Here is a 25,938-nt window from a genome sequence, read left to right as displayed (position 1 = left end):
CAAAAGCAATGAAAAAGATTATGAATGATGTACAAAATATCGTTCAAGATATGATGCATGGCTTTTATTTTGAACATAACGACAAAGTAAATTACGACGAAACAAATAACATCATTTATGTAAAAGATATCGAAAAAATGAAGCAAGGCGTTGTCATTATAAGCGGAGGTGGTAGCGGACACGAACCAGCTGATATTGGTTATGTAGGAAAAGGTATGCTTACGGCGGCAGTAAACGGCAGTATTTTCACTCCGCCTACAGTGGAACAAATTGTGGCGGCAACTCGCCTCATACCGAAGGAGAAAAGCATTTTATTCATCATTAAAAACTTTAAAGATGATGTTCAGAACTTTTTAGCAGCAAAGCAAATTGCCAAAGAAGAAGGAAGAAAAATTGAACACATCATCGTAAATGACGATGTTTCAATTGAAGATGATGCTTCTTTTAATAAAAGAAGACGCGGCGTCGCTGGTACTGTTTTCGTTCAAAAAATACTTGGTGCGGCTGCTCTTGAAGGACATTCTTTAGAAGAACTAACAACAATTAGCCGTTCTATCACTGAAAACTTACACACATTAGGAGTCGCTCTTTCACCTGCCAACGATCCAGTGAAAGGACAAGCTTCATTCACATTAAATGAAGATGAAGTCTTTTATGGCGTCGGCATCCACGGAGAAAAAGGTTACCGCAAAGAAGCACTATCCTCTTCTGAAATATTAGCGATTGAACTAATGAACAAACTTAAAAGCATTTATCGCTGGAGAAAAGGCGACAACTTCGCCATCCTTATTAATGGACTCGGCGCAACACCATTAATGGAACAATACATTTTCGCAAATGACATTCGCCGTTTGTGTGAGCTGGAAGGATTACAGATTACATTCGTAAAAGTTGGTACCCTTCTAACTTCTTTAGATATGAAAGGTGTTTCTTTAAGTTTACTTAAGGTAGAGGACTTGAACTGGGTGAAGTGGTTGAAAGAAAATACGGAAACTGCTAGTTGGTAATACAAATAGGATGGCTTCAATTGGCCACCCTATTTTTGTACGTAATTCAGCTATGAGAAAAATTCAATTACTGAAGAATTCTGCACTCAATATTACAGCAAATTTACATTAAAAATGTAAATCCTCATTTCCTTCGTATTTTCCTTTATTAAGCCTTTTTCTTATGAATAATTCTGCAACAATTAAATTAGGTACCCACGCTAACCAAGCAATAATAGCATAACTAAGTTCAAAATGTTCTATTCCAAATAGAACGATAAACAACGGTAGCCAAATTCTTAATGTAACTGCCGCAAAGGTTAAAGCATAATTTCTAATCATCCAATTTCGATGGTCTTTCATTTTTTTATTCTTAACTCTATGTAACGCTTGATATGCTGAAGTTAGCCAAAATACGGATAACAAACCGAAACCTAGCTTCGCTACCAATCCTCCCGTAGCATAAAAGGACAGGTACAGTCCAGAAATGCCTCCTAATAATATACCAACCATATAGATTCTCCCCATTATTCGATGACGATTGATATTCCTTTCTCTAAATTTAGTCGATAATGTAAACGGACCAATTACTAATGCTACTATACTCGTTGTAATATGCGTAAATAACATACTATACCAGAACTCACTTAATTTAGATCCATACATAAGCTTCGCTTTTACAAGCCCTGTTTGAAATCCATCCATAATAAAATATTGGACAACAATATAACCAGATACTAAAAGAGCAAAACAAGTAAATACAAACCAAATTTTCCTGTTCAAATTTCACTGCCTCCCTATTACATTCATGGAAATTAGATTATACGTTACTGTTCATTCTTGTAAAAAATAGAAAATCCTTCTAGACAAATGAAATACCTCCGAAAAAGAGACATGTAATAGATTAAGATTTCAAAAATAATGAATATATATGTTATATTGTTAAAGGTAATGAAATGGGAGGTTCTAATGGATATGTTGCAACAAGTAATAGATACATTTAAAATGAGCAAACTTTTTATATAATAAAAAAACCTCAAGTATATCATTCTATACTTGAGAGTTTACTCATCTATTCCTCCGCATCCCTCATACTGTAATACCCCAAATTAATAATAATCAAGAAATACCCACCCATAATTCCAGCAGCAAATGTCCACATGTAATCACGGTGTTCAATTTCATACATAATAATCGCACCGAGTATGGCGGCTGCGAAACGATTCATCATTCCAAGCATCGGTGCTTTTTCTTTTTTTACAATGCTATCTCCGAACTTTTCAATACGCCTTCCTAAAATCCAGGCGCAGTACATACTTACTAAAAGGCCAATGCTTATCCCTACGAACTGGGCTGAAAAAGGTGTCATCAACCATCCCAATAACATTACGCCTAGCAAACAATATATTTGTATGTTGAATGATCTTAATGCCATACGAATCATGTTATACTCCTTACCTTTCTCTTTAATTCCATCTTTCGGACTTCAAGCTTTCCGATATATCTTTTTTAAAATGAGGGAATTTGATTTTACTCACCATTAAATACGCGAGTACGCATGTGCCAAACGCTACGGAAACTGGATTATTCAGGAGGCATAAAATAAGAAGGCACATTGCCGCAAATGGAATGGGCATGCCGATAAAGGTTGGGAGTTTGCTTTGCTGCGTGTTAAATCTTGCAAGCCGCAGCATTCCGCAAATACTGTAAGCGAGCGCACATATCATCCCAATAGACTGCAAATCTTTTAGCGCAACACTATAGGCAAAAATAGACGGTGCCACGCCAAACGTAACTAAATCCGCAAATGAGTCTAACTCTCCGCCAATTTCCGAAAAAGCATCTAGTTTCCGAGCAACCATGCCATCAAACAAATCAAATACCATACCTGTAATAATGAACATAACTGCACCATACATATCGTGAACGAAAACAGCGTGAATAGCGAGAAGTCCACATACAAAGTTTGCTATCGTAATCATATTTGGTATGTAACTCATCACATGCTTCCCCTCCTTTTTACTCATTACCTCATCTAAGTTCTTACTCATTACAATCAAGATCCTTCTGTTTTTCTTCCAATATAACTTTATTTATTTTCTTTAACGTATCCGTCATTTGTTCTAAAGCACCGATATCGATTTTAGAAAAATACTTCTCAATTAATACATCATCTAACTCAGACAACTCCTCCATATACTTGCTACCGTTTGGACCAAGTGTAAGGAAATACTCCCTTTTATTATTAGGATTTACTTGCTTTGAAATCATCTTCTGCTTTTCCAATTTCGATAACACTTGGCTCACAGCACTTTTCGATATATTAAAAGTAGTCGCAATGTGATTTGCTGTCGTGTTTTCATTTAAATGAATATGAAATAGCATACTCTCTTGCTGTCCTGTAAGACCGTACTCATCTTTCAACTCCTGGAATAGTAAAATGTAAAATTCATTATAGGCTCTGTTCATTTCATTAATTATTTCTTTATATGTTCTCGTCATAGCACTCTTCCTCCATGCTGTTATTTTGTTTCGTTTAATAGTTAAGTTTACTTAACTTAACTATATTATACCGTTATGTTTGTGTAAAGGGAAATCAATTTCCATACTTTAAAAAAGAAGACATCCATTAAGATGTCTCCTTCTCATACGTAAAGCTCTAAACTTTCACTATTCTTCTCAATTACATCTTTATACAAGCAAAAGTGTTTCTCTCACCTCAACTTATATATTAGACAATATATAAGTTTTATGTTGTAAACTACTAACCGTTAATTAACTGTTGCTTAAATTCATCTAAAACTCTCTTTCTCTCTTCATAATCTTCCGTATCGGCTTCTTCCCAAAGCTCAAGGTCAGCCCCACGTTCAATTAATGCAATTGCCTTGTTACGAACTTCTTCTTGAAGACAGCCTTTCTCCAATTGTATTGCCGCAAGACCAATATATACTAAAGATATTTCTTCTAACTCTTCCTCTATATCAAACTCATCTACATACTCTTCTAAAATGAACTTAGTTGCTTCTTCCGCACTATTACCCTCTTCTATATACTCAATAAATTGATCTTTCACATCACAAGTCGTGTCATCATCAAATAATCCAGTTCCCCAAGCGCCCATATGCTACAGCTCCTTCTTTGTGCTTTTTTCATTTCTATTTCAATCTTAAATATAATAAAAATTCATTACAAGACTAGTTATATACATCGTTATATTTTACAATTACTATAGGCAATAAATATCTTTCACTACATGTATCATTCTGAATAATCAAACATAACCATCAATAAAATTCCATATAGACCCAGTAATGGTTAAAATGTTATAATGAAATCACCCTACATAGTTACTCATATTTAACTTGAGGAACTAGCGTCTTATTAAGCAATGCGCATAAATCAAATAAAAAAGACACTTTTTACAGTGTCTTTTTTATTTATATTCTAAGGATTTATCTCTTTTAGACACAAAATCTATTACATGATAAAGGAGACTATCATATGGAGCATCCTCTAGCAAGAGAACTACGTAACATACGTATATGTCTTATTATCTTGATCATTGTCATTGCATTTTGGGATCGTGACAAACCTGTGGAAATCACTGATCATGATAGTGACCCTATCTTAAACACTAGCAATATGACCCAAATTGGCGATCATACATTTGCCTATAAAGATGAATCTAATCAAATTAAAATATTTAAGTTTAACCCAGATACAAATGAAATAAAGCTAATAAAAGAATTTTATGCTAACGAATATTAATGAAATAAATGGGACAGAAGGCACCTCAGGGTGTCTTTTTTTTATTTTCAAAAGGACCTGCTCACATTCAGGCGTCAAACATAAAGTAAATGGAATCCGTTAAAAAACACGAGTGACCCTTTGTTTTCCCCTCTTATTAAAGGAGGAACTATTATGGGCTTTGGTGGTAGTTGCGGCGGAGGCTGCGGTTTTGCTGGAGGATTTGCATTATTAGTTGTATTGTTTATTTTATTAATCATCGTTGGAGCTGCTTGCTTCTGCTAAACAAACTATTGGAAAAGACACTCTTATATGGGTGTCTTTTCTTTGTAAACTAAAAAGTATATGAAATGAAGACATAGCAAAAACGGGATACTTACTCAAATTGTTTTTCACCTTATTAATTATATCCAAAAAGTTGGATAGCTTCTTTTACTACTCATGTTATTAATGAATAAAGCAATAACTACAATAACAAGGGAACCAACTAAAACTGGTGTTACTAAATAACTCCAACTGTATGCCCCTAAAATAACGATAATTGGATCAGCCCCTGCCGGAGGATGTGTTGTTCTTGTTAACATCATAATAGCAATCGACATCCCAACTGCTAAAGCTATCGTCCAATATTCATTCCCAAACAAATGATATATTGATAGACCAATGAAAGTTGAAATCAAATGTCCTCCAATAATATTACGTGGCTGTGATAACGGTGCATTCCAAACTCCAAACGCTAATACACAACTCGCCCCAAATGGAGCCATTAACAATTCTGTAGAAGTTATACTCGTTAAATATGTTAAGGTGAGAATTGTTAAAAATCCCCCTAATAGTCCCGTCAAAGAGTCCTTTATGTTTACTTGTAACGGACTTCTTCCTTTCCCTTTCATTTTTGCAAAATATCGTACACTTATTGGTGGAGCCTCTTTCTGCTTAGCTGCTGTTATATGATTCATCATTCTCCTCCTTTATTTACCAACAATTATATTTCAAACAAACTAACCGGTCAATATTAATTTTAGAGGTTAGTTTAAAAATACATAAAAAAAGATCAACTGCTATAAGTTGATCCCCTAAACTTCTTCACATTTTCGATCCTGGAATTTTGCTACCTTTTTTCGGTTCCCACATATTTTCATAGAACACCATTTTCGTTTCCCACTTTTATCTATAAATAATAAAACACAGTCGGGATTTGAACACCTTTTAAGGAAAATAAGTTTATTTTCTGCTACTAAGGTTAAAGCATCAAATGCAATTATCGATACAAGTACATCCTCAACTTCTCCAACTGGGACAGGTACTAGACTCTGTTCAATGACTTTATATGTAAATGGTGCCTTCTCAATTTGTTTTTCCAAATACGTAATAAAATCATTAGAAATTTCGTGCTGATCAGCAATTGTCTCAAACTGTTTTCTCAGTACTTCTCTTGCCTCTAATATGCTAGATGTAACTTGATCCATTCGTTCTTGAATTCCTATAAGTGTTTTTTCATTCCAAAAAGGAAGATTAACCTTTATTACATGTAGCCATTCTAATACATCTTTATCCGTTATTAATAAATCATAACGTTGTCCACGCCTAACTAGCTCTGTATTCACTAAATCTAATGAGAGATTTCCAGATATAAGCGGGAATTGTTTTGTTTCCTGCATGTACTCATCACCTACTCTTTAAATAATCATATTCCAAATTCATACAGAAGTACAACTTTTTTATAAAATACACAGTATGAAGATCAAAGCCTTTAGCTATAATTACGACTAAAGGCTTTTTTCTATATAACTAAAAAGGAGCTAACTGTATGGAACATAATAAAAATGGAATGCTTGCTTTAATCGTTTTATTTGTAGGACTCGCATTTTTTGTTTTCGGTATGGTTTATCATTTGTGGGGAACGGTTTAAAAATAAATAATAATCCATTTAAGAAAAAGTACTCGTATGAGTACTTTTTTTAAAATGTCATGTAAAAACATTCTAAACTTACTTACATGCATACAATCACCAATGATAGTTATATAATTGAGAAGGTTGTAAATTATCAATCTATTACAACGTGATTTGGAAAGGAGCTAAAATCTGAAAATGTTAGAAATCATTTTTGTTGCTGTATTACTTTTATCTAGCATCACTCTCATTTTTATCGAACGTGGTTTAACGAAAAAAAATGTAGCCATTTTACTGATCAATTATGCATTCTTATTTGCCACCATCATTGTAATTGGTGCAAACTGGCGTATGATCCCCGCCTATTTCTTATTGTTCGTTTTAACATTACAAGTTTTTTTGAAACCAAAAACTACAGCTGTTTCTAAAAAGTTAGTGATGAAAGTTTTAAAAGGTTTAGGAATTATCGTAACTGCTATCGCAATGTTTACATTACCTTTACTTTTTCCGATCATAACACTCCCTGAGCCTACTGGAAAATATACAGTAGGAACGAAAGCTTTTCATTTAATTGATAAAAATCGAAAAGAAACCACTGTACCAAATAATCATAGAAATCGTGAGTTAATGATACAAGTATATTATCCTGCCGAAAAAGGATCAGGGAACCCTTCTACCTATTTTGAGAACATAAACGCTCTCGCTGAACAATTGGCAGTAACAAACGGTGCTCCGTATATCGTAACGACACATTTAGGGCTGACAAAAACACATTCTTATCAAGATGCTAAGCCACTTCAAGCTAAAGAAAAATTCCCCCTCCTTTTATTCGGCCATGGGATGGGATTATATGGTCAACAAAATACATTCCAGTTAGAGGAATTAGCTAGTCAAGGCTATGTAGTAATCGCTCTTAATTTCACAGGATACGCAGCAACAACTATTTTCCCTAACGGAAACCGTGTGGACTCTATACCAATTGAATATACACCTACGGCTTTAAATACTCTAGTTCAAAAATGGGAACAGGATACTACTTTTGTTTTAAACGAAGTAATAGAAGGTAATTTCGATAAAAGTTTTAAAACTATCGCAAACTTAATTAACTATGACAAAATCGGAATGTTCGGTCACTCTTTTGGCGGAGCAACTTCCGCACAAATGTTAGTAAAGGATGCGCGTATTAAAGCTGCAATTGATATGGATGGCGGATTGTATGGCGATCCACTACCTAAAGACGGTCCTCAAAAACCATTCATGTTGATGAATGCTGAAGCTACGATTCATTTTATGAAAGAGGCTAAGAATCAAAAGATAACCGGAATCCAAAATGAATTATTGGAAATAGTCTATTTAAGAAATAAAACTATTGAAAAACCGGGCGTGTACACAGTGGTAATTCCAAAAACAAACCATACTAGTTTTACAGATTTAGCAGCATTTTCACCTATTATTAACGAACCTGACGAAGATGTAGCCGCAAATTATACACTCATTAATAAGCTAGTAACTAGCTTCTTTGATCAAAATTTAAAAGGAATAAACGAAAATCATTTAGAAGAAATTCAGAAGCAATATCCTGAACTTCAGCTCATTAAACACTAATCATCATTCATTTATCTAGTCATGTAGCCTCTCACTATACTTGAGGGGTTTTTGCTTTAAAACAATTATAAAAAAAGGCCCCATTACTGGGGCGCTCAAAAAATAATATAAGTCAATGAATTAAAACAAATAACAGACAACTAAAATATATACGATAAAAATTGCATAATTCATATATATGCAATATTACATAGAGGAATTTCATTATTACATGCTATACTAAAATAGGAGTCGACAATCGTTATTTTCTTCTTAGTTTTAAAGCAATATGGATATATACCTTCTTATCGCATTTGGATTGTACAAGCAAAAGAAGACATCTTACTAGATGTCTTCTTTTCTTATATTTTTATGAATTCCTTTGAGCAGATGCTCTCCAAGCACGAAAAGATGTTGGGTGTCCAGAATGAGCTCTTTGCTTTGCAGCAGCAACAGCTGGTTTTTCTTCAATAGTCTTTGGTTTTTCTTCCAAAATCAATGATTTTTCTTCAAGAGTATTCACAGCTGTTTGCATTTTTTCCAGCTGTTCTTTTAAAGCTTGCTGTTCAATCTTTAAATCTGTAAGTAAACGTAAAATCATTTCAGAATTAGCCATAAAGATCCTCCTTCCCCCAATACACAGAATAAAATACAATATGTCATCAGCGGAATAACGGTGACAAAAATAAGGTCGTCAACTCTCTTAAAATCTAAGCACCTTTATTTTTCAAAAGGACCTGCTCAAGATTATCCGTAAAAACATAAAGTGAATTAAATCCATTATTAAATGGTCTTTATGGAAGGAGGAGTTAATATGGGCTATGGCGGTAGTTGTGGTGGAGGCTGCGGTTTCGGCGGCGGTTTCGCTTTACTTGTTGTACTGTTTATTTTATTAATCATCGTTGGCGCTAGCTGTTGGGGCGGCGGATTCGGCTGCTAAGGGGAGGCACTCTTGAGAGTGTCTTTTTTTTATGTTTTTGGATGTACAGCCCATACCTATCCGTCGTTTCCCAGCGCTAAAAAAACAATGTTCTTGTTATCTTCTCCCTCGAAATTCGTACATTTTGAAATTGACATAACACTTAACACACCATATACTGTTAACAACAGTATACTGTCATTAACAGTATTAATCATAATTCATTCTAGGAGGAAGATCCATGAAACATACAGGAAGACATACAGGTGCATTTCTTTTGTTATTTCTAGCTGAGGGTGATAACTATGGCGGGCAATTACTGCAAAAGTGCGAGGAAGAACTTCCCGTCAATCCAATCGATAGCGCCATTTTATATCGCACGCTAAAGAAATTAGAAAACGAAGGTGCGATTGAATCTTATGTAAGTACAAATTATCAAGACAAACCGAGAAAGATGTACAAAATTACGTCTGCTGGAAAAGAACAACTGGCAGATTTTCAAATGGATATTGAAGAAAAAATGAAGAACTTATCCTTTTTCCTGGGCAAATATAAAGACTTACAGGAATCCGATCATGATTAACGGCGTGATTCTTTACACGTTAGCCATTATTCTTACTGGGATTTCTTTTATGAAGGACCGCAAGAAAACGAAAGATGCTCTCATGAAGTCGTGGAAAATGTTTCGCAACCTTCTCCCTGCCATGCTCTCCATCATGCTTTTCGTTGGCTTATCGCTTTCAATCTTAACGCCGTCCTTTATCTCTTCTATCATTGGAGAACAGTCCGGATTGTTAGGTATTATGTATTCAGCTATACTCGGCTCCGTTGCACTTATTCCAAGCTTCGTCGTATTTCCTCTTGGTCATACGTTAGTCCAACACGGCGCAGGCCTACCTCAAGTTGCGGCACTTATGTCTACACTTATGTCAGTAGGACTTACAACTTTACCGATGGAACAAAAGATATTTGGGCGAAGCTTTGCTTACGCACGTAATGCAGCTGCTTTGCTCATGTCTCTTTTATTCTCCTATATCATTTGGATGGTGATGGTATGAAAGAACTAAAAAGATATCGCTTCTTTTTCGTCTTACTACTCGGGCTTTTTGTATTAACTTTTATAAATCAATCTTTAGGGTGGAGTGCATTACAACTAACAGGGAATAGCATTTTAGATATGTTGTTTCTCCTCCCCCCTGTCTTACTATTTGTAGGGCTACTTGATCAGTGGGTGAAAAAAGAAACGCTTATGAAATATATGGGGGAAAAATCAGGTATGTACGGAATCTTGTTTTCTCTATTATTAGGAGGCATTGCAGCTGGTCCCCTCTACGTCGCCTTTCCAATCGCAGCACTACTATTAAAAAAAGGCGCAAGCATTCGGTACATCGTATTTTTCTTAGGCGTTTGGACAACTGCGAAATTGCCAATTCTCGTGTATGAATTTTCTTCATTTGGAGCTACTTTTACACTCATTCATATTGGTTTCGGTCTAGTATTTTTCTATGTAATGGGGATTATTTTTGAGAGGTTTTATGATCAGGAAGAGTTACTTCGGTATGATGTTACGGAGGAAATGTAATCAAATTGACCATAAAATGGGAATATGATATATTTTCGGTAGAGTACTATATAAGTATGACATCCACTAAAATGGCATATAATAAAAGAACAGATGCGCTAACATCTCTTCCCTAACTGCTACCGCTTAGGGTGGTAGTTATTATAAGCTATTTCTTTTTGCGGAACCCACCCTTTTGCTTCCTACGGCGCGGAGTGGGTTTTTTGTTGTCCTTATCTAGAAGTTGCTTCCGCAAAAAATACGCTGAAACTTCGCACATAGTCGCTTTGACAAACTCTTTTACAAGGTCAAACAAAAAGTCCATATTATCCCCCCCTTTCCTTCCAAATAGAAAGAAGGGATAACCACCCACCCTCACAATACGCAGTTGACTTTATTTTATCAAATGATTGTAAAGATATTATGTAAATAAAACAAATGAAATTTTATATGAAAAAATATGAGTTTATATTATTTTCATTCTCTTCACTTAGATTACTTACTGCACATAGTCATACAGATTTTTCGCTAACAACAAACAAGTTACGGTAATGAAAAGGGCGCGAACATACCCGCTTCCTTTTTTTATAGCAAATCTGGATCCGGCGATTCCTCCAGCAATTTGAGCAATTCCCATTATGAATCCATACGCATAGTTTACTTGACCTACATACATAAACATGAACAATGCACCAACGTTACTTCCTAAATTAAGAAACTTCGCCGTACCTGCTGCTTTTAAAAAATCATACCCAATGAATAAAAGAGCAAACATTAAAAATGAACCTGTACCAGGACCTAGAAATCCATCATAAAAACCAATAACAAAAATAAAAAAGGTAAAAATAATGACGTGTCGACCAGACAATTTTTTATGAGTGGAAATACTTCCCCAATCCTTCTTGAATATCGTATAAATAGCGACTGCGCCAAGCATTACCAGCATCAATGGCTTCAATACTTCTGGATTCATTAAATGAACGGTCCATGCCCCTATTATGGAACCTATGAAAGTGATTGGAAATAATTTAAACGCCGATTTCAAATCAAGATTACCAGAACGATAAAACACAATATTACTAGTGGCACTCCCCATTGTTGATGCTAATTTATTCGTGGCTACTGCACTTGCTGGATTCAATCCTGTAAATAATAAAGCTGGTAACGCGATTAATCCACCACCGCCTACAACTGAATCAATAAATGCAGCCACAAACCCAAAAACAATCAAAATCATTAATACAGATGGGTCTAAATAAAAATCCATACTAATAGCCTCCCCTTTAGTCACTATTGTAATAGTAACTATCAATTTGCTAAATGTAAAGAGTTATTGTAACGTTGAAATATAAAGTGAAACTTTAATCAGTGGGGGTTTTGTTCATCCCCCACTGATTATCAGCCCTCACCAATCGGGCTTTTACGGGCAGCCCGCCCCCCACCTAACTTCTTTGCTTCCGCTGAATTTTGAGGTGGGGGTCTTACTGCCCGTTAAAGCGGGATAAAAGCAAACATCGGAGGACGAAAAAGTGGACTACATAGTGCAACAGCTTAAAAAAATTGGTTTTAATGAATATGAAGCTAAATCTTATGTATCTCTTGTGAAACAAGGGCCTGTCACAGCCTACCAAGTGAGTAAAGATTCGGGTGTCCCAAGAGCGCGAATTTATGAGATTTTAGGTAACCTTGTAGAAAAAGGAATTGTCATGAAAGAAGAAATAAATGACACCACCCGCTATTCACCCCTACCTGTTGAAATCTTTTTACAGAAGGCTCAATCAGAATGGCAGTCTACTTATGAAGGAATTAGTGATTCATTAAAAAAACTAGAAACTTCTGAGGAAAAAACGGATAATCGAGTGATTACTTTAAAAGACAATCAAACAATCATTAGCTACTGTCAAACATTAATAAAAAAAGCAAAACAACGTATTGTCATTTCAATGTGGGATGAAATGTATGAAGCGTTAAAAAAGGATCTAACTGAGGTAGCTGATAAAGTCACAGTACAAGGCATTACCTTGCATGTTGAAAATCCTATTAAAAATCTAGAAGCCCATCGTATAACAACTTATACAGAAACCCTCTCTACAGAGCATTGGTTTATTTTATCAATAGATTCTAAAGAAATGATTTATGGCCCATCACTTGAAGAGCGTAATATTGCTTTTTATACAGATGACCCCGTTCATATATACTTATTAGAGGATTATGTATGGCATGATGTTTTAGTAAATCGACTTGTCCGACGTAGCCAAGATGATTTGGAGCAATGGATTACTGCGGAGAGACGATCTTTCTTTATGGGGAAATAAGGAACATATTCAAAAAATAAAGCATAAGTGAATACACTGGAAAACTTATGCTTTATTTTATATGCAAAGTAATACTCAAGTCTTTTCACTATTTCCCCTCCACAAACCGCCCAAACTCCTTCAAAAACCGTAGCTTAAAAATCCCCACAGGCTCATTCCGATGCTTCGCCGCATGAATCTCCGTCATCTCCTTCTGCATCGTTTCCTTATCGTAATAATCCTCGCAATACATAAGGATAATGACATCCGCATCTTGCTCAATTTGTCCTGTTTCTCTTAGATCAAATAAAGGAGGTGTCACTTTATAACTATGTGGCACCTCTTTTTCAAACATTTAATGTAGAATTTTTATTATTAGATTTTAAGTTTGTTTTTCTTACAATTGCCGTTATTACCTTCATTAACAATAAGGGGATAATAGCTGCGTATATAATATATATAATTCCATATTTAATAATAACTCCTAATCCATCAGTATCTCTCATTATAAAAGTGACATAATCTACATTTTCAAACAGTTCAATAACATTAGTAAATAGCCTAGTGGCCAGAGCTAAACACCCTAAATAGAATAAAAAATTCATAAATCTAGAATTAGCTTTCGTTACATACATGAGTGTAAATGATATAACAAATCCTATATAAATATATGTAGCGTATTCAACCGCATACGCAATAACAAGAAATCCACCGATGAAAAAAGCTATTAAACCGGCTATTAAAATAGCTAAAACTAAAAAAAATGTCCATTGTCCAGTAGGTATTGGAATCCCAACTGAATGAGTATCGTTTTGTTTCAATCCTACATCCCATGTATCGCTATCAGGATCTAGTGTATACCCTCTGTCATATAACTTATTTTCTGCTTCTCGACTTGCACTTGTATTCCCTTCGTAATATAGCCGTTCTAGCTCTTCATCTGACTTATTCGAGTAATCCCCCATAAACTTCCCCCTATCAAATATTTTTTTCATTGTATTATCTCATTTATATTTATAAGTTTAAATTATTATTTATTTAATTTTCTGTTTTTTTATTTAAAAAGTAGTTATCTAAATCAATCTAGTTCGTAATATAAATAATGGAGACAAACAAAACGAGAAAGGGTGAGTTATTATGCAGTATGCAACGAATAAAAATATTTTACAAATAATATGTGGTGTCTTGCTATTATTCAGTTTCTTTTCAGCATGGTACAATACTGGAGCATTTTTATTTTCCCCTTCAGAACTTATGGGATTTAGTCGTTTTCCTTTATTTAAATTATTCTTTGCACTTCCTATACTCGGTCTCGCGCACATATATTTTGGGTGGATGAAAACTTATAAACCAATCCTCCACCTTGCAAGTACAATACTGAGCATTATATTAATATATGAACTCAATCGAATGGTTAATTTTGGAACATCAAATATAGATGGGGCTGCGAATGGCTACTATATGGCTGGATTAGCCATTTTAATTTCAATCGCAAGCTTTATTTTATCTAAAAAAGACATATCCAATGTACAAACAACTGGCAAAGAAGGTTAACTATTCCGCTATAAAATATAGAGGATTTAAATTGTAAAAAGGCACCTTAAGGTGTCTTTTTACAATTTGAATCCCACTAAAATCATACGTAACTTTTTCCTAACATAAACTTCCTCTCTAACTATTTCTTCCCCTCCACAAACCGCCCAAACTCCTTCATAAACCGCAGCTTAAAACTCCCCACAGGTCCATTCCGATGCTTCGCCACATGAATCTCCGTCATCTCTTTCTGCTTCGTTTCCTTATCGTAATAATCTTCGCGATACATAAGCATAATGACATCCGCATCTTGCTCAATTTGCCCTGTCTCTCTTAAATCAGATAAAAGAGGACGCTTATCTTGACGCGACTCTACAGAACGAGACAATTGCGACAATGCTACTACACAAACATTTAACTCACGTGCTAATAACTTAAGTTTACGAGAAATCTCACTAATCTCTTGAAAACGATTGCCCTTATGCTTCGGATCGCCCGTAATAAGCTGCAAATAATCTACAATAATTAAAACCTTTTTATCACCGTGCTTCCTCTTTAACTTACGAGTTTGCATCCAAATATCTTGCACCGTAACCCCTGCATTGTCGTAAATCTCAAGAGGTAACTCACCAATCTCCGCAAACGCCTTACTCATCCTTTCCCAGTCTTCCATCGCAAAACGATGCTTCGGATTTTTCAGCCTACCTCCTGACACTTCACCTACGCAAGAAGCTACCCTTTTCAATAATTGCTTACTACTCATCTCTAACGAAAACAACCCAACCGCCGCGCCAGACTTCGCCGCATGCAGTCCAACATTTAGCGCAAACGCTGTCTTCCCCATCGAAGGACGAGCACCGAGAACAACAAAATCTCCTTCCTGCAATCCGCACGTCATTTTATTTAGCGATGTATAACCCGTCTCAATACCAGTAATCTCTTTCGCATCTTGATGAAGCTCTTCATATAAATCAACTAGCGCATCCTTCAAATCAAACTCACATACACAGTCCTTCTCCTCTAACTCACAAAGTGCCGTAATCGTCTCACCAATAATTTTCTCACTCTTCTCTGCAATAAGACGCTCTCCCATCTTGTGCCCAAGAACACCCGCCTGATACATTTTCCAGGCACCTCGAACAAGCCCCTCATAATAAGAGAAGTTGCTAGTAGTAGGCACACCATCCATTAACCCTATAAAATACTCCATTCCCCCGATCCCCTTCAAAAACTTCGGATCCACTCTAGAAGTGAACGTCACAAGATCAATCGGCTGTCCCTCATCTTCCATCTTTCGCATTAACTGAAATATAGACTTATGCACTGGCATAGAAAAATACTGCTCCGTCAAACGGCACTCCTTAATAAGCTCTCCATCAAGTAATAGAGAGCCTAACACCGTCTTTTCCGCCTCCACATTTTGAATACTCATGGACGCCACCCGCGCTCCGCTAAAAAGCGCTGCAACTCTTCCTCAGACGGCGTATTCTTCTCCCACTCCTCACACCTCGCCAAAAACTCCTCCGTCTCCCCCGTACTAACAGACGACTCCTTCTTCCGGAAATTCGCAGCATCCGCCTCAACCTCACACACTTTCGTAAACCCTTTCCCGTACCAACCACGCAAAATCCCCTTCACATAAGCCATCTTCCGATTTTTATTCTCATACGAAATTTGAAGAGCCTTCAGCACCAACTCCTCTGACAAATCATTCATCCATGCATTCAATTCCTCCACCGTAAAAGGAGACAAACTACCAAAATGTTGCTCATAAAACGTGAACACCTTACTTCCCGTCTCTTCCTGAACAACCTCTTCTTCCTCTTCTTCCTCTTCTTCCTCTGCCTCCTCACAAGCCGGCTCTACATCATCCATAGCCAAATCACCAGGCATACCGAAATGCGCTAACAGCATCGGAACATTCATCTCCTCCTCTACGCACTTCTGAAGAAACATATGTACAAACTCCTTATTCTTCACACCCTTCAGCTCACGAAGCACACACTTCTCCACATTCGTATTCGTCACCGGATTATAACGAAGCCAATTCAAAACGAATAACTCCCGCGTATCCGCATCATAAAGAATCTTTCCATAATCAACAAAGCGTTGCACAAGCTTATCAACAGTCTCCCGATTATAACCCGTCTCCATCTCAGCTAACCGCTTCGGAAAAGGAAAAATCCCGCATTGCGTCGTCTTCGAACAAGTTAATAAGTACACATAAAAATACCGCTCCTCCGGCGTCAAATCCAAAACAAAATCATCCTGCCAAAAATTCACCTGCACAGTACGATACACCGCCATCCTAATTCCTCCCGTCCTAATTCAAAAATGAACATTTCCTCTTTGTACTATATATAGGAAGGAGGGCTGGGTTTTTGGCGTGTTATTTCAAAAATTTTTTCGACTCCTACTACGGTGTTTGTTGGTGTTTTTGTTTTGTTATGTTTTTTCTTAGTGATTTATTACTTGGTAGGGGCTTGTAAGGGGCTTAGGAGGGGCTAGTTATTAGAGTTTGTTTGTATGCAATTAGAATACATAAAATTATATATAACTATATTAATAACATTTCATCTGTATAAGGCTATTTAAAAAGAACCACTTTACTAGTGGTTCTTTTTAAATACCTATTTTTCTATTTCCACAATAGATAGCTCAAAATCAAATCTCTTTACATAATCAATAAGATTAACCATTGATATTTTTGCAGGTGTTGATTGTATAGTTTCAGGTTTATTAATATTTTGACTTGCTGGTCTAAAGGCAAATACGAAATTATGTTTTATTTTTGGATTATTAATCCACTCAAGAAATTTCTGTTCAGAAGGAAATCTACTTAGGAACTTCCTCGCCGACTTAGATAAACTTGACTCTGGTGTCCCTCTTACAATCTCCTTTTTTTTGTTACTAATACTCATATAATACCTTTTAAAAAATTCTAAATCTCCAAAACGCTGTGCATTATTAACCGCTGTCATCGAAGACATTATTTGTTCACTAAGAACTCGAGCATCACGGTCTAACCCATTTTTTACATGTATGAAAAAAGATTCAGTTTCTTCAATAAGAAGTAAATCACAAATTTCAATATTATCAACAAATATTTTGTCCAAAACCAATATATTTTCTATGGTATTATGGGAAAAGTTGTATTCTCCTTCACTTATACCCTTTTTCCAAATCTTAAGTCCATCTAGCGGTTTCGATTGTTTGTATTTAGAGGTTACTTTCCTATAAAATTGCTCATTTAAAATACCAATAAACGTTTCATCTAAATAAACCCATTTCCCGTTCATAAGCCAATACGTCTTATCGTTATGCATAGCCTTAAAATCTAATAAGCTTAATAAAGATTGCTCTACAGGAGTCTCACCATCTATGACTCCAACAACAAAAATCTGCTTAATAAAATCATCAAGCACATTTTTATCTTCTCCCTGCTCAATATTAACCTTAAACTTTTCCACATATAACTTAAATATATCTTGAATGTCTAAATGTCCTTCATAAGAATTCAATACTTGACCAGTACTCTTTTTTAAAAGATTAAACTTATCACATTCCGCTTGTATTTGTAGAAGGAATAAGTTTTCACTTTGAATCTTCTGATCATCAGAACATTTTTTAAATTCCTGCACCAACAATTCATTTAAAACATTATTTATAGGATCCCTACTATTCAGTTCATAAAAGTTATTAATGTTTGATATAGTTTTCTGTTTCAACAGTTTATTAATACTATTTATAAAGATATCTAGATCACTTACACTTAATGACTTTCCTAGTCTAACCGAATCCCTAGCAACAAACTTGTAATCCTTCCTACCATCACCGATTTTCACTCCAAACAACTCTTCAATTCTTTCCTTTTTAAAAAATACATCAACCCCTTTAAAAAAATTACTAATGCTACTTTCTGAATTTAAAGTAACTAATCCTAAAAATTGATGCTGCCCACTGGCTTTATTTCCACTTAAATACCTATCATTTGTTTCCTTAATTATGCTGTCATTTGGATCCAGTATCTTTGAAAGTAATTCCAATCCAAAATTATAATCTTTATACTCTTGTAAAACTAAATAACCTTTTCCACCAGTGATTGCAAAAATATTATCCTGACATTCAAGAAATAGTACAAATGAGTGATTTAAGTTCTTAATTGTAGGCAAATTATCAACTAACTCTTGTAAAGGATACTGCCAATCTGGCTTTGTCTGGCTTTCAGAAAAAAACACTTTATAATTACTAACTTTTTCGAATTTATTTTTATCAATCTGCTCTTTTTCTACGAACTCACTTCCTTGTGGTAATTCCTTATTATACTTATTTATAATTTCTTCACAATACTCATCAAAAGATATTGCTGTAGATTGTAATTTATACAAAGTAAAGCTAGTTGCGGCCAATTTTATCACCTTTCAAATTTCAGAGAATTTTATTTATACACTAATTATACATAATATATATTTTTTTCCAACGATAAATTACCAGGAATTCACTTATTACATCCAACCAGTTTATTTAATTAGAACATGCCTCCAAAATAAGGATGGACTAACAATTCATTATCTAGCACTTAATAATTATATAAATAACCCCATATAAAAAACTTCTCACATTACTTAGTTAATTACGAAAAACAAAGCCAACACTCTACTTTCCTCTCCTAAAAAAATTCAGGCGTTAATATTATGGCGTTTACAAAACATATTAAATCTCATTTCCTCTAACTAAATCTCTTTTATACAAAACCTAATAAAAAATGCCCATAAACCGTTATCCTGGTCTATAGACATCCTTTTTAAATTTATATAAATACACTAAATTACGTTTCTAACTATCACTTCCTGCTCAACACGCTTCTTTTCTTTAAGCATTTCTTTAATTAACTCATGCCATAAAGAATACTGCTCATTCTCTAACATCTTCAGTAATTTTTCTTCATACCCTTCACCAAATTCCATCCCGTACTTTACAAATTGCCTGTAGGTAGCTACATCCATCATATACGGCTCAAGCCCTGAAAAAAACGAACGCTTAATGTACTCAAATATTTGGATTCCTCCGTAGTCCAGATCTCCATAGTGATATACTGGAACTGGATGATTTTCCAAATATATATTCAACTTTTTTAACAATTGCTGTACATTCTTTTTAGGAAACCCACCTGTATAGATAAATAAAATATTATTATTTTTTTTAATTTGTTCATAGTATGTGGTCATGTTTTCAATAAGCATTATACTTTCATCGTGTACATACTGAATTTCTAGTTCTTTTATTGTTTCATCCATTAAACCGAACCCACCAGGAAAGGAACCGAGAGCAATCTTCTCTCCTCTAACACGAATATCAACATTTCCTTTTATATAGACAGGTTGGATATTCTCTAAAATCCCAATACTCTCTAAATATTCTTTATCACTTTCATATTCTATATCTCCGTACCTTTTATATATTATTAATAATCGGTTTTGTATCGTAGTTTCAAAAAGTTTTGTATCCCCGAATACTAATTGGCTAAAGGTCCTTTTCGGTATACTATCTTCCAAACCTTCTAATCTAGAAAGTGCTTTTACAAGTAGTTCATATCCTTTAACATCGTTTAAATTAATTCGTGCCGTTTTATTATTTTGAAACGACTGTTGTACTTCTTTATACCATTGTCGAACCCACTCCCATGAATGAACAGCAAGTGGTTCTAACACTTTTAAAATCCTATTCATCTTTTCAATTTTTGGTTCTATACCAGCTTCTCTATAAGCTTGTGGAATAAAATCATACTGTAAATAAACCTTTTCAGCAATTCGATTCTCTTCCCACTTTTCCCATTTCACTTCAATAATTTTTTTACGAATTAAGTCCTTTAATGCAGTATTAATTTCTAATCGGTTCGTATAATCCATTTCATCATTATATGCTTTAGAAAGTTCATGTTTTTGCCGAAATGAAAATTGAGGGCGCTGAGCACTTCTCTCACCTGTATGAGCAGTTTTACTATTTTCATATTTATTCAATAAGACTGAAAGAATCTTGCTCTTGTAATCCAATTGCCTCGTCCTCCCTTGGATAAGATAATATGTCAGTAAAACATGAATGCCCTATTCGGTTAATTATTATAGCTGTATCTGCCTCAGCTGCCATATGAGCCATTTTCTCATCTGGCACAGCTGCAATTAATTGCAAGTCCAACTGTTTAATAAGACGTAAACTAATTTGAATCCGCTCTTCATCCATTTTATTAAAAGCCTCATCAAACACTACTAAACGAATGGTATTTTTATTTCGATAAAGGTGTTGAAATGATGCTAGGATGGCAATATAAAAAGGTGTTTGCGTCTCTCCACCAGATTGCTCACGTAATAAGTTAGACATAAATCTTGTTCCATTTTCATTATTAATGCTTAAATCAAAATCGAGATAATTACGATAGTCCACAAACTCTTCGTTTTCACCATACTCGCCCACCACTAATCTACCAAATAAGTCCTTTAAAATCTCCGCCCTATCTTCATCACCAAAATCAAATAGAGATATCTCCGGCTGTACTCTTTCATCCATAATTACATCATAAAATTTTTTATATTGTTCACTTGGCTTTATTACAAATCGATACGTGTCATTTCGGAATTTAAATCTTCCTAACGCATGGTTCAATTGATTAAATTCTCTACGCGCCGCTTGAATAGCCTCACGCATCTTGTAAATAAAGTGAGACTGAAATTCCTCTTCAGCTTGCTGCAACGTTTCCTTGATCTCTTGTTCAAACTTTGGGATATCGAGGTTTGCAATTTTCCGGAGCGCTTCTTCGTACTGCTTATTATCTTTAGCCTGTATAATTCCTTGGAAAGTTCGCGCTTCATTATAAGACTTACGTTCACTTTCTAGAAAACCCCTTTTTTCTTCGTATTTATTTTGATTTTCTTTTTTATTATTTTCGTATTTATTTTTTATAGCACCATAAGCTTTATTTGTAGAAATAGCTTGCTCGTACCTTTGCTCAGCCTCTTGTAATAATTCGATTCTATATTCAAACTTCCAATTTTTCCACTTCTCTAAAATCTCTGTTGCGGCCTTTTCCTTTTTCCATAACTCAGCATTCACTCTTTGAAGTTCTTCCTTCACCTTCCCAATTTGTTCAAACAGTCTACCTTCTTCTCCATTAAATTGATTATATTTTCCATTCCACTCTTTCAACTTTTGGCGTAAACTTTCTAAACGTGACAAATCAAGAGTATTTAGTTCACTCTTCCATTTATTTATGTTTTTATTAAACTCCAAAATACTATCATTTAATGAAAAATTTAATATATAATTTTTATAATCCGATTGCTTATCTTCTAAAATTTCAATCCATTTCTTAAAGTCTTTAATATAGTATCCTACTATTTGCAGTTCTGTTTGAATTTCCTTTAAGTTTTCTTCTTTAATTTCTAATTGCTTTTGAATAGCATGTGCACCTATATATGGGGTTTCATATACTTTTCTAGGAATTTGGCGTGCTACAAGACGTTGATAACTCATACATGTCGCAGTAACAGCTGTTTTATACTTTCGTAATTCTTGTTCATTGTCTGCCTTTATAACCCTACCTAATAAATGATGAATTCGAGCCTGTACTATTGGGTTACCACCTACTATCTCTTCAGCTAAAGAACCCTTCTCAACTTTCCCTAAATATGTTTGTTCTTTTTCAGTATCAACAAGTCCAACACCTTCAAGACCAAGATTCCACTTTTCCTTTTCGTAGATAGACAGTGCAGTCGCAAACATATGTGGTTCTACCAAAATATCAAATCTTTGAGTATTCAAATACCCTTCTAGGGCATTTCGCCATTTATCATTTTTTATTTCTAACTCTTCACAAAGAATCCATACCTTCGATTGATCCTCTAAATGTTTTTCTAGTAATCCCTTCAACTTTTCAACAGACATGGGATAAGGACGCTTCCTTCTTTTTAAATTCTCTATATCAGAAAGTAATTCTTTCTCTTCTGTTTTCAATTCAGCAGATCTGTGTTCCAATTCTGCTGTACTCTTATAAAAACGCCCACTAATTCTTTTTAAACTCTCTCCAAGTTTATTTAATGTTTGCTCTTCCCTATTCCCTCCAGTACCATCATTATGTGACAAGAAGGCTAGACAATCTCTTCCTATTTCCAATGCATGCTTCTCGTCCTTGCTTAAAGAGAAATATTCATTACCTTGATAATTTAAAAGACTAGAAACATCCTTTTCTTCTCTTGCTAAACTATGAACATATATGTTTTTGGTACACTCTAAATCACCACATTCTTTTTTCGCTTGAGCTATTTGTTCTTGTAATTGTTTTTGTCTTTTTTGTTCAGCACTATCCTTAATCTTAATTTCATACTCAGTCTCTTTTTTTCTAGCATGCTCTTTTTGTTCCGCTGTCTTTTTTTGATCTGATTCACATTTTCTTAATTCTTTTTCTCTCTGTTCAATACTTTTTTTACACATGCTCTTTTCTTCTTGTATTAATAAATACTCTAGCCCTCTAAGAACATATTCTTGTATGGAAATATCCGCTTCCAGCTTTACACATTCCAAATAAATATTATCTATTCGCTCCAGCTCTTCCTTTCGTTCTTTTAATTCTTCTAATTCTCTTTGCAATTCTTCATGTGTTTGAAAAATATTCCTCATAACGTCGATTTTTAATTCTTTTTCGTCCAATATATTTTTATATACAAAATCTTTCATGTTATCGATTGGTTTAAACGATAATGCTCTTGCAAACGTTTTAACAAATCTTTCATGTAATCCACCAAAACGTTGTAATAAAGCCTTTTGATATTGATTTGAACTTTTTTCAATTATAGCCTCTGGAAATTGTTCTCTTATTTTTTTACAAAAGTCTGCTTGCTTTTCCACATAACGTTTCTCGTCTTTTGTACTAAAAAACGAAATCATATTAATCTCAGATTTCGGTATAATAAAATACTCTTTTACTTTTTCATCATCTTTAAATACATCAATTGAAATACCAATTACAAAACTCTCTCCTGCCTTCTCATCATAAAACTCAGCAACAATATATGTTGTAAAATACCCTTCTCTTACAAAAGGTTTTTCTTCTGTACCTATCTTCCCCCGCAAATAATTAATTAAAGTACGATTGGCCTCCTCATATGCTGCTGAATTAAATTTAATCTTCCGCTCATCGGAAATAAATAGGACTTGTAAAGCATCAATAACAGTCGATTTCCCTGCTCCTGTATGTCCAGATATCACTGTTTGTTTTCCAAATAAAATTGTTTCATCACTATAATAATGCCAATTAATTAATCGTAGTTTCTTCATCCATTTCACTGTGATCCCCACCCTCACTATAAGATTTTATTTTTTCATACAATACATTTAAATCTCCTTGTTGCAGCACATGAATGCATGAATGGAAAAGCTGAAAACGACAATCATCCGACTCTATGTCATTATCAATTGGTCTCAAAAGTTGATTTTGCTTTCCAATCTGCACAAGTTCACGTAATTTTGTTTTTGATACAAACGGTAATCGAAACGTCTCATATTTCCCCTTGATTTCTTGAAGAGTGGTAAAGGGATATTGACTAATAGATAGAGCGCTACGCTTTTCCTCATAAATAAGTCTTAATACTAACAACCAAATCGTTTCGTCTTTCTTCAATTTCAAACGATGCTCGTAATGTGGCGAAACAATAACAATACACCCATGCTTTTCATCCACAATAAAATCCCAACCAATTACCTGTAAATATTGCTTAATAATATCTTTATTCCGTACTGCCAGGTGATACTTCTCACGTTCAAATTCTTTCAATAAAAAATTATGGGAGAATAAATAATTAACAACAATCCCCATCTCTTCTCTTTCTCTTTCCGATACATTTTGCATAACTTCCCCCTAATTTTCTCGTTTTATCGTACGATTAGAAAATGTATACCCCTTTTGTGTAATAAATTCAGGTGGCTCTTCACTAAGCTTGTATCCAGTTCCCTTACTATAACCATACAAATAAACGTAAATTAAATACAAAGCGTCATCCTCATTTTGCAAATTCAATTCACTCATCTCTATCTCTTGACGCCCCTTCATTGCTTCTAACACAAATTTTTGGATTTTCTTTCGATTCATAACCTTTTCCATACGTCTTATATTTTCAGCCTTTAGCTCCTCTCGCATCTCATCACTAATTTCATTAACCTCATGCTGTTCTGGTTCATATACACCTTTTTTCTTACGTGGGGATAACAGTGACGCTTCTTGAAGTTGCCGCAACTGTACTAAACGAAACAGAGAAGAATCGAGTATATTCTCGTCCATTTGCCCTATATGTTCTAAAATATAAGATATTTTGTAATTGATACTGTCATTATAAGTACTTAAATATCTAGAACGATCTAAAACTGCTCGTAAATATTGATAATGGCGTGCATCAATTTGATTACAAATTTCATCTAAATTACTATAAATTTCTTCAACCCTATACATTTTCTTACTTAATCCATCCATTGCTTCTTCCCAGTTAGCAGAATATCCACTTTCTACAGCATCTTCGGCAGCACGTTTCATGAATTTATCATCTAAAAACCAAGTCTGTATACGCTCCAATATTTTATTTCGATATCTCGACACATGATCCGATGTCCTTAAACGATGGTAACTTTTATCAATTATATCTTTTTTATATTCTCCAAAATGATGCTCTAACACTTGTTGTATATCATCTTTAGCTGCAATTGTTTCCATATGATTTTTCATATTGTGCAGTAAAATTGTTAATTCATCATAAAGTTGCTCACTATATTTTTCAGACTCCAAAATAGCTGAAGCTGGGCGCTCCTCCGCCTCCACTCCTGTTAATAATTGATATGTCGTAAAACAATATCTTTGATATTCAATTGTTCTATTTTCACAAATTTCCTTTAGCACAGCCAAAATACGGCTAGAATACACTGGAAGCACTATAAACTCTTCAAATTGATCACGTACTTCTACATCAATCCATTTAAGTTTCTTTAAACGTCGAAGCACCTCATTTGCTCTCCCAGCACTGTCTTGCTCTTTTTCTTCTATTTCATCTTCTATATCAATACATTCTCCTAACTCTTCTTTCGTTTCTATTAATTCTTGAACCTCATCTTTCATCAAACTGTATAAAATACCAGCTCGATTGATATGGAATTGTTCATATAGTAAAAAAGCAACTTCAGCATAAAACCCCCGATTTTTCCCAGCAAACAAATTGAAATAATTTTCCGGAATGCATTCAAATAGTTTTTTCATTTCAGCCTCCTTTTTCGCTATCATCGTCTTCCATTAAGCACCATCATTTAACTCTATAATTATAATTATAAATTTCTATATTACGTTTTAATTCCCCTGCATCAAATTACATAATTTTTAAAATTTTATA

General features: G+C 34.5%; 28 protein-coding genes and 1 pseudogene. 10 read left to right on the top strand and 19 right to left on the bottom strand.

The window, feature by feature from the left end; translation table 11 throughout:
* Window positions 1-8 precede the first annotated feature (8 nt).
* Window positions 9-1,007, top strand: a complete 999-nt coding sequence (gene dhaQ, locus NLJ82_RS05100; protein WP_000723394.1) for a DhaKLM operon coactivator DhaQ — start codon at window positions 9-11, stop codon at window positions 1,005-1,007.
* Between the two features lie 108 nt (window positions 1,008-1,115).
* Here dhaQ and NLJ82_RS05095 read toward each other — a convergent pair whose 3' ends face one another.
* The 5 genes from NLJ82_RS05095 to NLJ82_RS05075 form a co-directional block, all read right to left on the bottom strand.
* Window positions 1,116-1,769, bottom strand: coding sequence for a DUF2306 domain-containing protein (locus NLJ82_RS05095; RefSeq protein WP_001080290.1), 654 nt, complete (start codon window positions 1,767-1,769; stop codon window positions 1,116-1,118).
* A 289-nt stretch (window positions 1,770-2,058) separates the two neighbouring features.
* Window positions 2,059-2,430, bottom strand: a complete 372-nt coding sequence (locus NLJ82_RS05090; RefSeq protein WP_000620588.1) for an ATP synthase subunit I — start codon at window positions 2,428-2,430, stop codon at window positions 2,059-2,061.
* 22 nt (window positions 2,431-2,452) lie between these two features.
* On the bottom strand, window positions 2,453-3,037 hold the full coding sequence (pssA, locus tag NLJ82_RS05085) for a CDP-diacylglycerol--serine O-phosphatidyltransferase (protein ID WP_000042031.1): 585 nt from the start codon (window positions 3,035-3,037) through the stop codon (window positions 2,453-2,455).
* Window positions 3,030-3,488 (bottom strand): MarR family winged helix-turn-helix transcriptional regulator, encoded by a 459-nt coding sequence (locus NLJ82_RS05080; RefSeq protein WP_000198926.1) that lies wholly within the window; start codon window positions 3,486-3,488, stop codon window positions 3,030-3,032. Before NLJ82_RS05080 ends, pssA begins: the two co-directional genes overlap by 8 nt.
* Before the next feature lie 262 nt (window positions 3,489-3,750).
* The gene (locus tag NLJ82_RS05075; protein WP_000501489.1) at window positions 3,751-4,107 is read right to left on the bottom strand and encodes a hypothetical protein; all 357 of its coding nucleotides are present in this window, start codon (window positions 4,105-4,107) and stop codon (window positions 3,751-3,753) included.
* Window positions 4,108-4,487: 380 nt separating this feature from the next.
* Here NLJ82_RS05075 and NLJ82_RS05070 point away from each other — a divergent pair, with 380 nt between their 5' ends.
* Window positions 4,488-4,754: a YmzC family protein gene (locus NLJ82_RS05070; protein ID WP_000400941.1), complete on the top strand. Its 267-nt coding sequence runs from the start codon at window positions 4,488-4,490 to the stop codon at window positions 4,752-4,754.
* 153 nt (window positions 4,755-4,907) lie between these two features.
* A complete protein-coding gene (locus NLJ82_RS05065) occupies window positions 4,908-5,018 on the top strand; it encodes a YjcZ family sporulation protein (protein ID WP_000505679.1) in 111 nt (36 codons plus the stop codon).
* Between the two features lie 119 nt (window positions 5,019-5,137).
* On the opposite strand, the gene NLJ82_RS05060 is transcribed toward NLJ82_RS05065, so the two are convergent.
* Complete coding sequence (locus NLJ82_RS05060) at window positions 5,138-5,692, bottom strand: HPP family protein (RefSeq protein ID WP_001015680.1); 555 nt, start codon at window positions 5,690-5,692, stop codon at window positions 5,138-5,140.
* Window positions 5,693-5,809: 117 nt separating this feature from the next.
* Window positions 5,810-6,394, bottom strand: a complete 585-nt coding sequence (locus tag NLJ82_RS05055; protein ID WP_001158445.1) for a CGNR zinc finger domain-containing protein — start codon at window positions 6,392-6,394, stop codon at window positions 5,810-5,812.
* 431 nt (window positions 6,395-6,825) lie between these two features.
* On the opposite strand from NLJ82_RS05055, the gene NLJ82_RS05050 reads away from it, so the two are divergent.
* A complete protein-coding gene (locus NLJ82_RS05050) occupies window positions 6,826-8,232 on the top strand; it encodes an alpha/beta hydrolase family protein (RefSeq protein ID WP_000889705.1) in 1,407 nt (468 codons plus the stop codon).
* Window positions 8,233-8,581: 349 nt separating this feature from the next.
* Here NLJ82_RS05050 and NLJ82_RS05045 read toward each other — a convergent pair whose 3' ends face one another.
* Window positions 8,582-8,827, bottom strand: coding sequence for a hypothetical protein (locus NLJ82_RS05045; RefSeq protein WP_000013679.1), 246 nt, complete (start codon window positions 8,825-8,827; stop codon window positions 8,582-8,584).
* A gap of 198 nt (window positions 8,828-9,025) precedes the next feature.
* On the opposite strand from NLJ82_RS05045, the gene NLJ82_RS05040 reads away from it, so the two are divergent.
* From NLJ82_RS05040 to NLJ82_RS05025, 4 genes are all read left to right on the top strand, one after another.
* Window positions 9,026-9,151: a YjcZ family sporulation protein gene (locus tag NLJ82_RS05040; protein ID WP_000540377.1), complete on the top strand. Its 126-nt coding sequence runs from the start codon at window positions 9,026-9,028 to the stop codon at window positions 9,149-9,151.
* 220 nt (window positions 9,152-9,371) lie between these two features.
* Complete coding sequence (locus tag NLJ82_RS05035) at window positions 9,372-9,713, top strand: PadR family transcriptional regulator (protein WP_000683197.1); 342 nt, start codon at window positions 9,372-9,374, stop codon at window positions 9,711-9,713.
* Entirely contained in the window at window positions 9,706-10,188 is a 483-nt protein-coding gene (locus NLJ82_RS05030) for a hypothetical protein (protein ID WP_000606985.1), read from the top strand. Before NLJ82_RS05035 ends, NLJ82_RS05030 begins: the two co-directional genes overlap by 8 nt.
* A complete protein-coding gene (locus tag NLJ82_RS05025) occupies window positions 10,185-10,712 on the top strand; it encodes a permease (RefSeq protein WP_000661327.1) in 528 nt (175 codons plus the stop codon). Before NLJ82_RS05030 ends, NLJ82_RS05025 begins: the two co-directional genes overlap by 4 nt.
* 148 nt (window positions 10,713-10,860) lie before the next feature.
* On the opposite strand, the gene NLJ82_RS05020 is transcribed toward NLJ82_RS05025, so the two are convergent.
* Window positions 10,861-11,016 carry a hypothetical protein gene (locus NLJ82_RS05020; protein WP_000346670.1) on the bottom strand — a complete coding sequence of 52 codons (156 nt, stop codon included), beginning with the start codon at window positions 11,014-11,016 and terminating at the stop codon, window positions 10,861-10,863.
* 174 nt (window positions 11,017-11,190) lie between these two features.
* A complete protein-coding gene (locus NLJ82_RS05015; RefSeq protein WP_000348452.1) occupies window positions 11,191-11,958 on the bottom strand; it encodes a TSUP family transporter in 768 nt (255 codons plus the stop codon).
* Between the two features lie 262 nt (window positions 11,959-12,220).
* Here NLJ82_RS05015 and NLJ82_RS05010 point away from each other — a divergent pair, with 262 nt between their 5' ends.
* Window positions 12,221-13,006, top strand: coding sequence for a TrmB family transcriptional regulator (locus tag NLJ82_RS05010; RefSeq protein ID WP_000384610.1), 786 nt, complete (start codon window positions 12,221-12,223; stop codon window positions 13,004-13,006).
* Between the two features lie 88 nt (window positions 13,007-13,094).
* On the opposite strand, the pseudogene NLJ82_RS05005 reads toward NLJ82_RS05010, so the two are convergent.
* Both NLJ82_RS05005 and NLJ82_RS05000 read right to left on the bottom strand, forming a co-directional pair.
* Window positions 13,095-13,301 (bottom strand): annotated as a pseudogene (locus tag NLJ82_RS05005) (DnaB-like helicase C-terminal domain-containing protein); the annotation flags it as partial.
* Between the two features lie 31 nt (window positions 13,302-13,332).
* Window positions 13,333-13,950, bottom strand: coding sequence for a hypothetical protein (locus NLJ82_RS05000; protein ID WP_000503172.1), 618 nt, complete (start codon window positions 13,948-13,950; stop codon window positions 13,333-13,335).
* Between the two features lie 172 nt (window positions 13,951-14,122).
* On the opposite strand from NLJ82_RS05000, the gene NLJ82_RS04995 reads away from it, so the two are divergent.
* Window positions 14,123-14,539 (top strand): hypothetical protein, encoded by a 417-nt coding sequence (locus NLJ82_RS04995; RefSeq protein ID WP_001199092.1) that lies wholly within the window; start codon window positions 14,123-14,125, stop codon window positions 14,537-14,539.
* A 121-nt stretch (window positions 14,540-14,660) separates the two neighbouring features.
* Here NLJ82_RS04995 and dnaB read toward each other — a convergent pair whose 3' ends face one another.
* From dnaB to jetA, 7 genes are all read right to left on the bottom strand, one after another.
* Window positions 14,661-15,950 (bottom strand): replicative DNA helicase, encoded by a 1,290-nt coding sequence (gene dnaB, locus NLJ82_RS04990; RefSeq protein WP_000027336.1) that lies wholly within the window; start codon window positions 15,948-15,950, stop codon window positions 14,661-14,663.
* Window positions 15,947-16,825: a DnaD domain-containing protein gene (locus NLJ82_RS04985; RefSeq protein WP_000312205.1), complete on the bottom strand. Its 879-nt coding sequence runs from the start codon at window positions 16,823-16,825 to the stop codon at window positions 15,947-15,949. Before NLJ82_RS04985 ends, dnaB begins: the two co-directional genes overlap by 4 nt.
* A gap of 323 nt (window positions 16,826-17,148) precedes the next feature.
* Window positions 17,149-18,936: a DUF6119 family protein gene (locus tag NLJ82_RS04980; protein WP_240460963.1), complete on the bottom strand. Its 1,788-nt coding sequence runs from the start codon at window positions 18,934-18,936 to the stop codon at window positions 17,149-17,151.
* Between the two features lie 405 nt (window positions 18,937-19,341).
* The gene (jetD, locus tag NLJ82_RS04975; protein ID WP_000384974.1) at window positions 19,342-20,571 is read right to left on the bottom strand and encodes a type I Wadjet antiplasmid transformation system protein JetD; all 1,230 of its coding nucleotides are present in this window, start codon (window positions 20,569-20,571) and stop codon (window positions 19,342-19,344) included.
* Window positions 20,531-23,845: a type I Wadjet antiplasmid transformation system protein JetC gene (gene jetC / locus NLJ82_RS04970; RefSeq protein WP_238389566.1), complete on the bottom strand. Its 3,315-nt coding sequence runs from the start codon at window positions 23,843-23,845 to the stop codon at window positions 20,531-20,533. Before jetC ends, jetD begins: the two co-directional genes overlap by 41 nt.
* Complete coding sequence (jetB, locus tag NLJ82_RS04965) at window positions 23,823-24,416, bottom strand: type I Wadjet antiplasmid transformation system protein JetB (RefSeq protein WP_001181829.1); 594 nt, start codon at window positions 24,414-24,416, stop codon at window positions 23,823-23,825. Before jetB ends, jetC begins: the two co-directional genes overlap by 23 nt.
* A 9-nt stretch (window positions 24,417-24,425) precedes the next feature.
* Window positions 24,426-25,808: a type I Wadjet antiplasmid transformation system protein JetA gene (gene jetA, locus NLJ82_RS04960; protein ID WP_000732297.1), complete on the bottom strand. Its 1,383-nt coding sequence runs from the start codon at window positions 25,806-25,808 to the stop codon at window positions 24,426-24,428.
* Between the last annotated feature and the right edge of the window lie 130 nt (window positions 25,809-25,938).

The organism is Bacillus paranthracis (assembly GCF_024296885.1).
Taxonomy (GTDB): Bacteria; Bacillota; Bacilli; order Bacillales; family Bacillaceae_G; genus Bacillus_A; species Bacillus_A paranthracis.
Note: the sequence above shows the minus strand (reverse complement) of the source record. Positions and strands in the feature narration are given on the sequence as shown.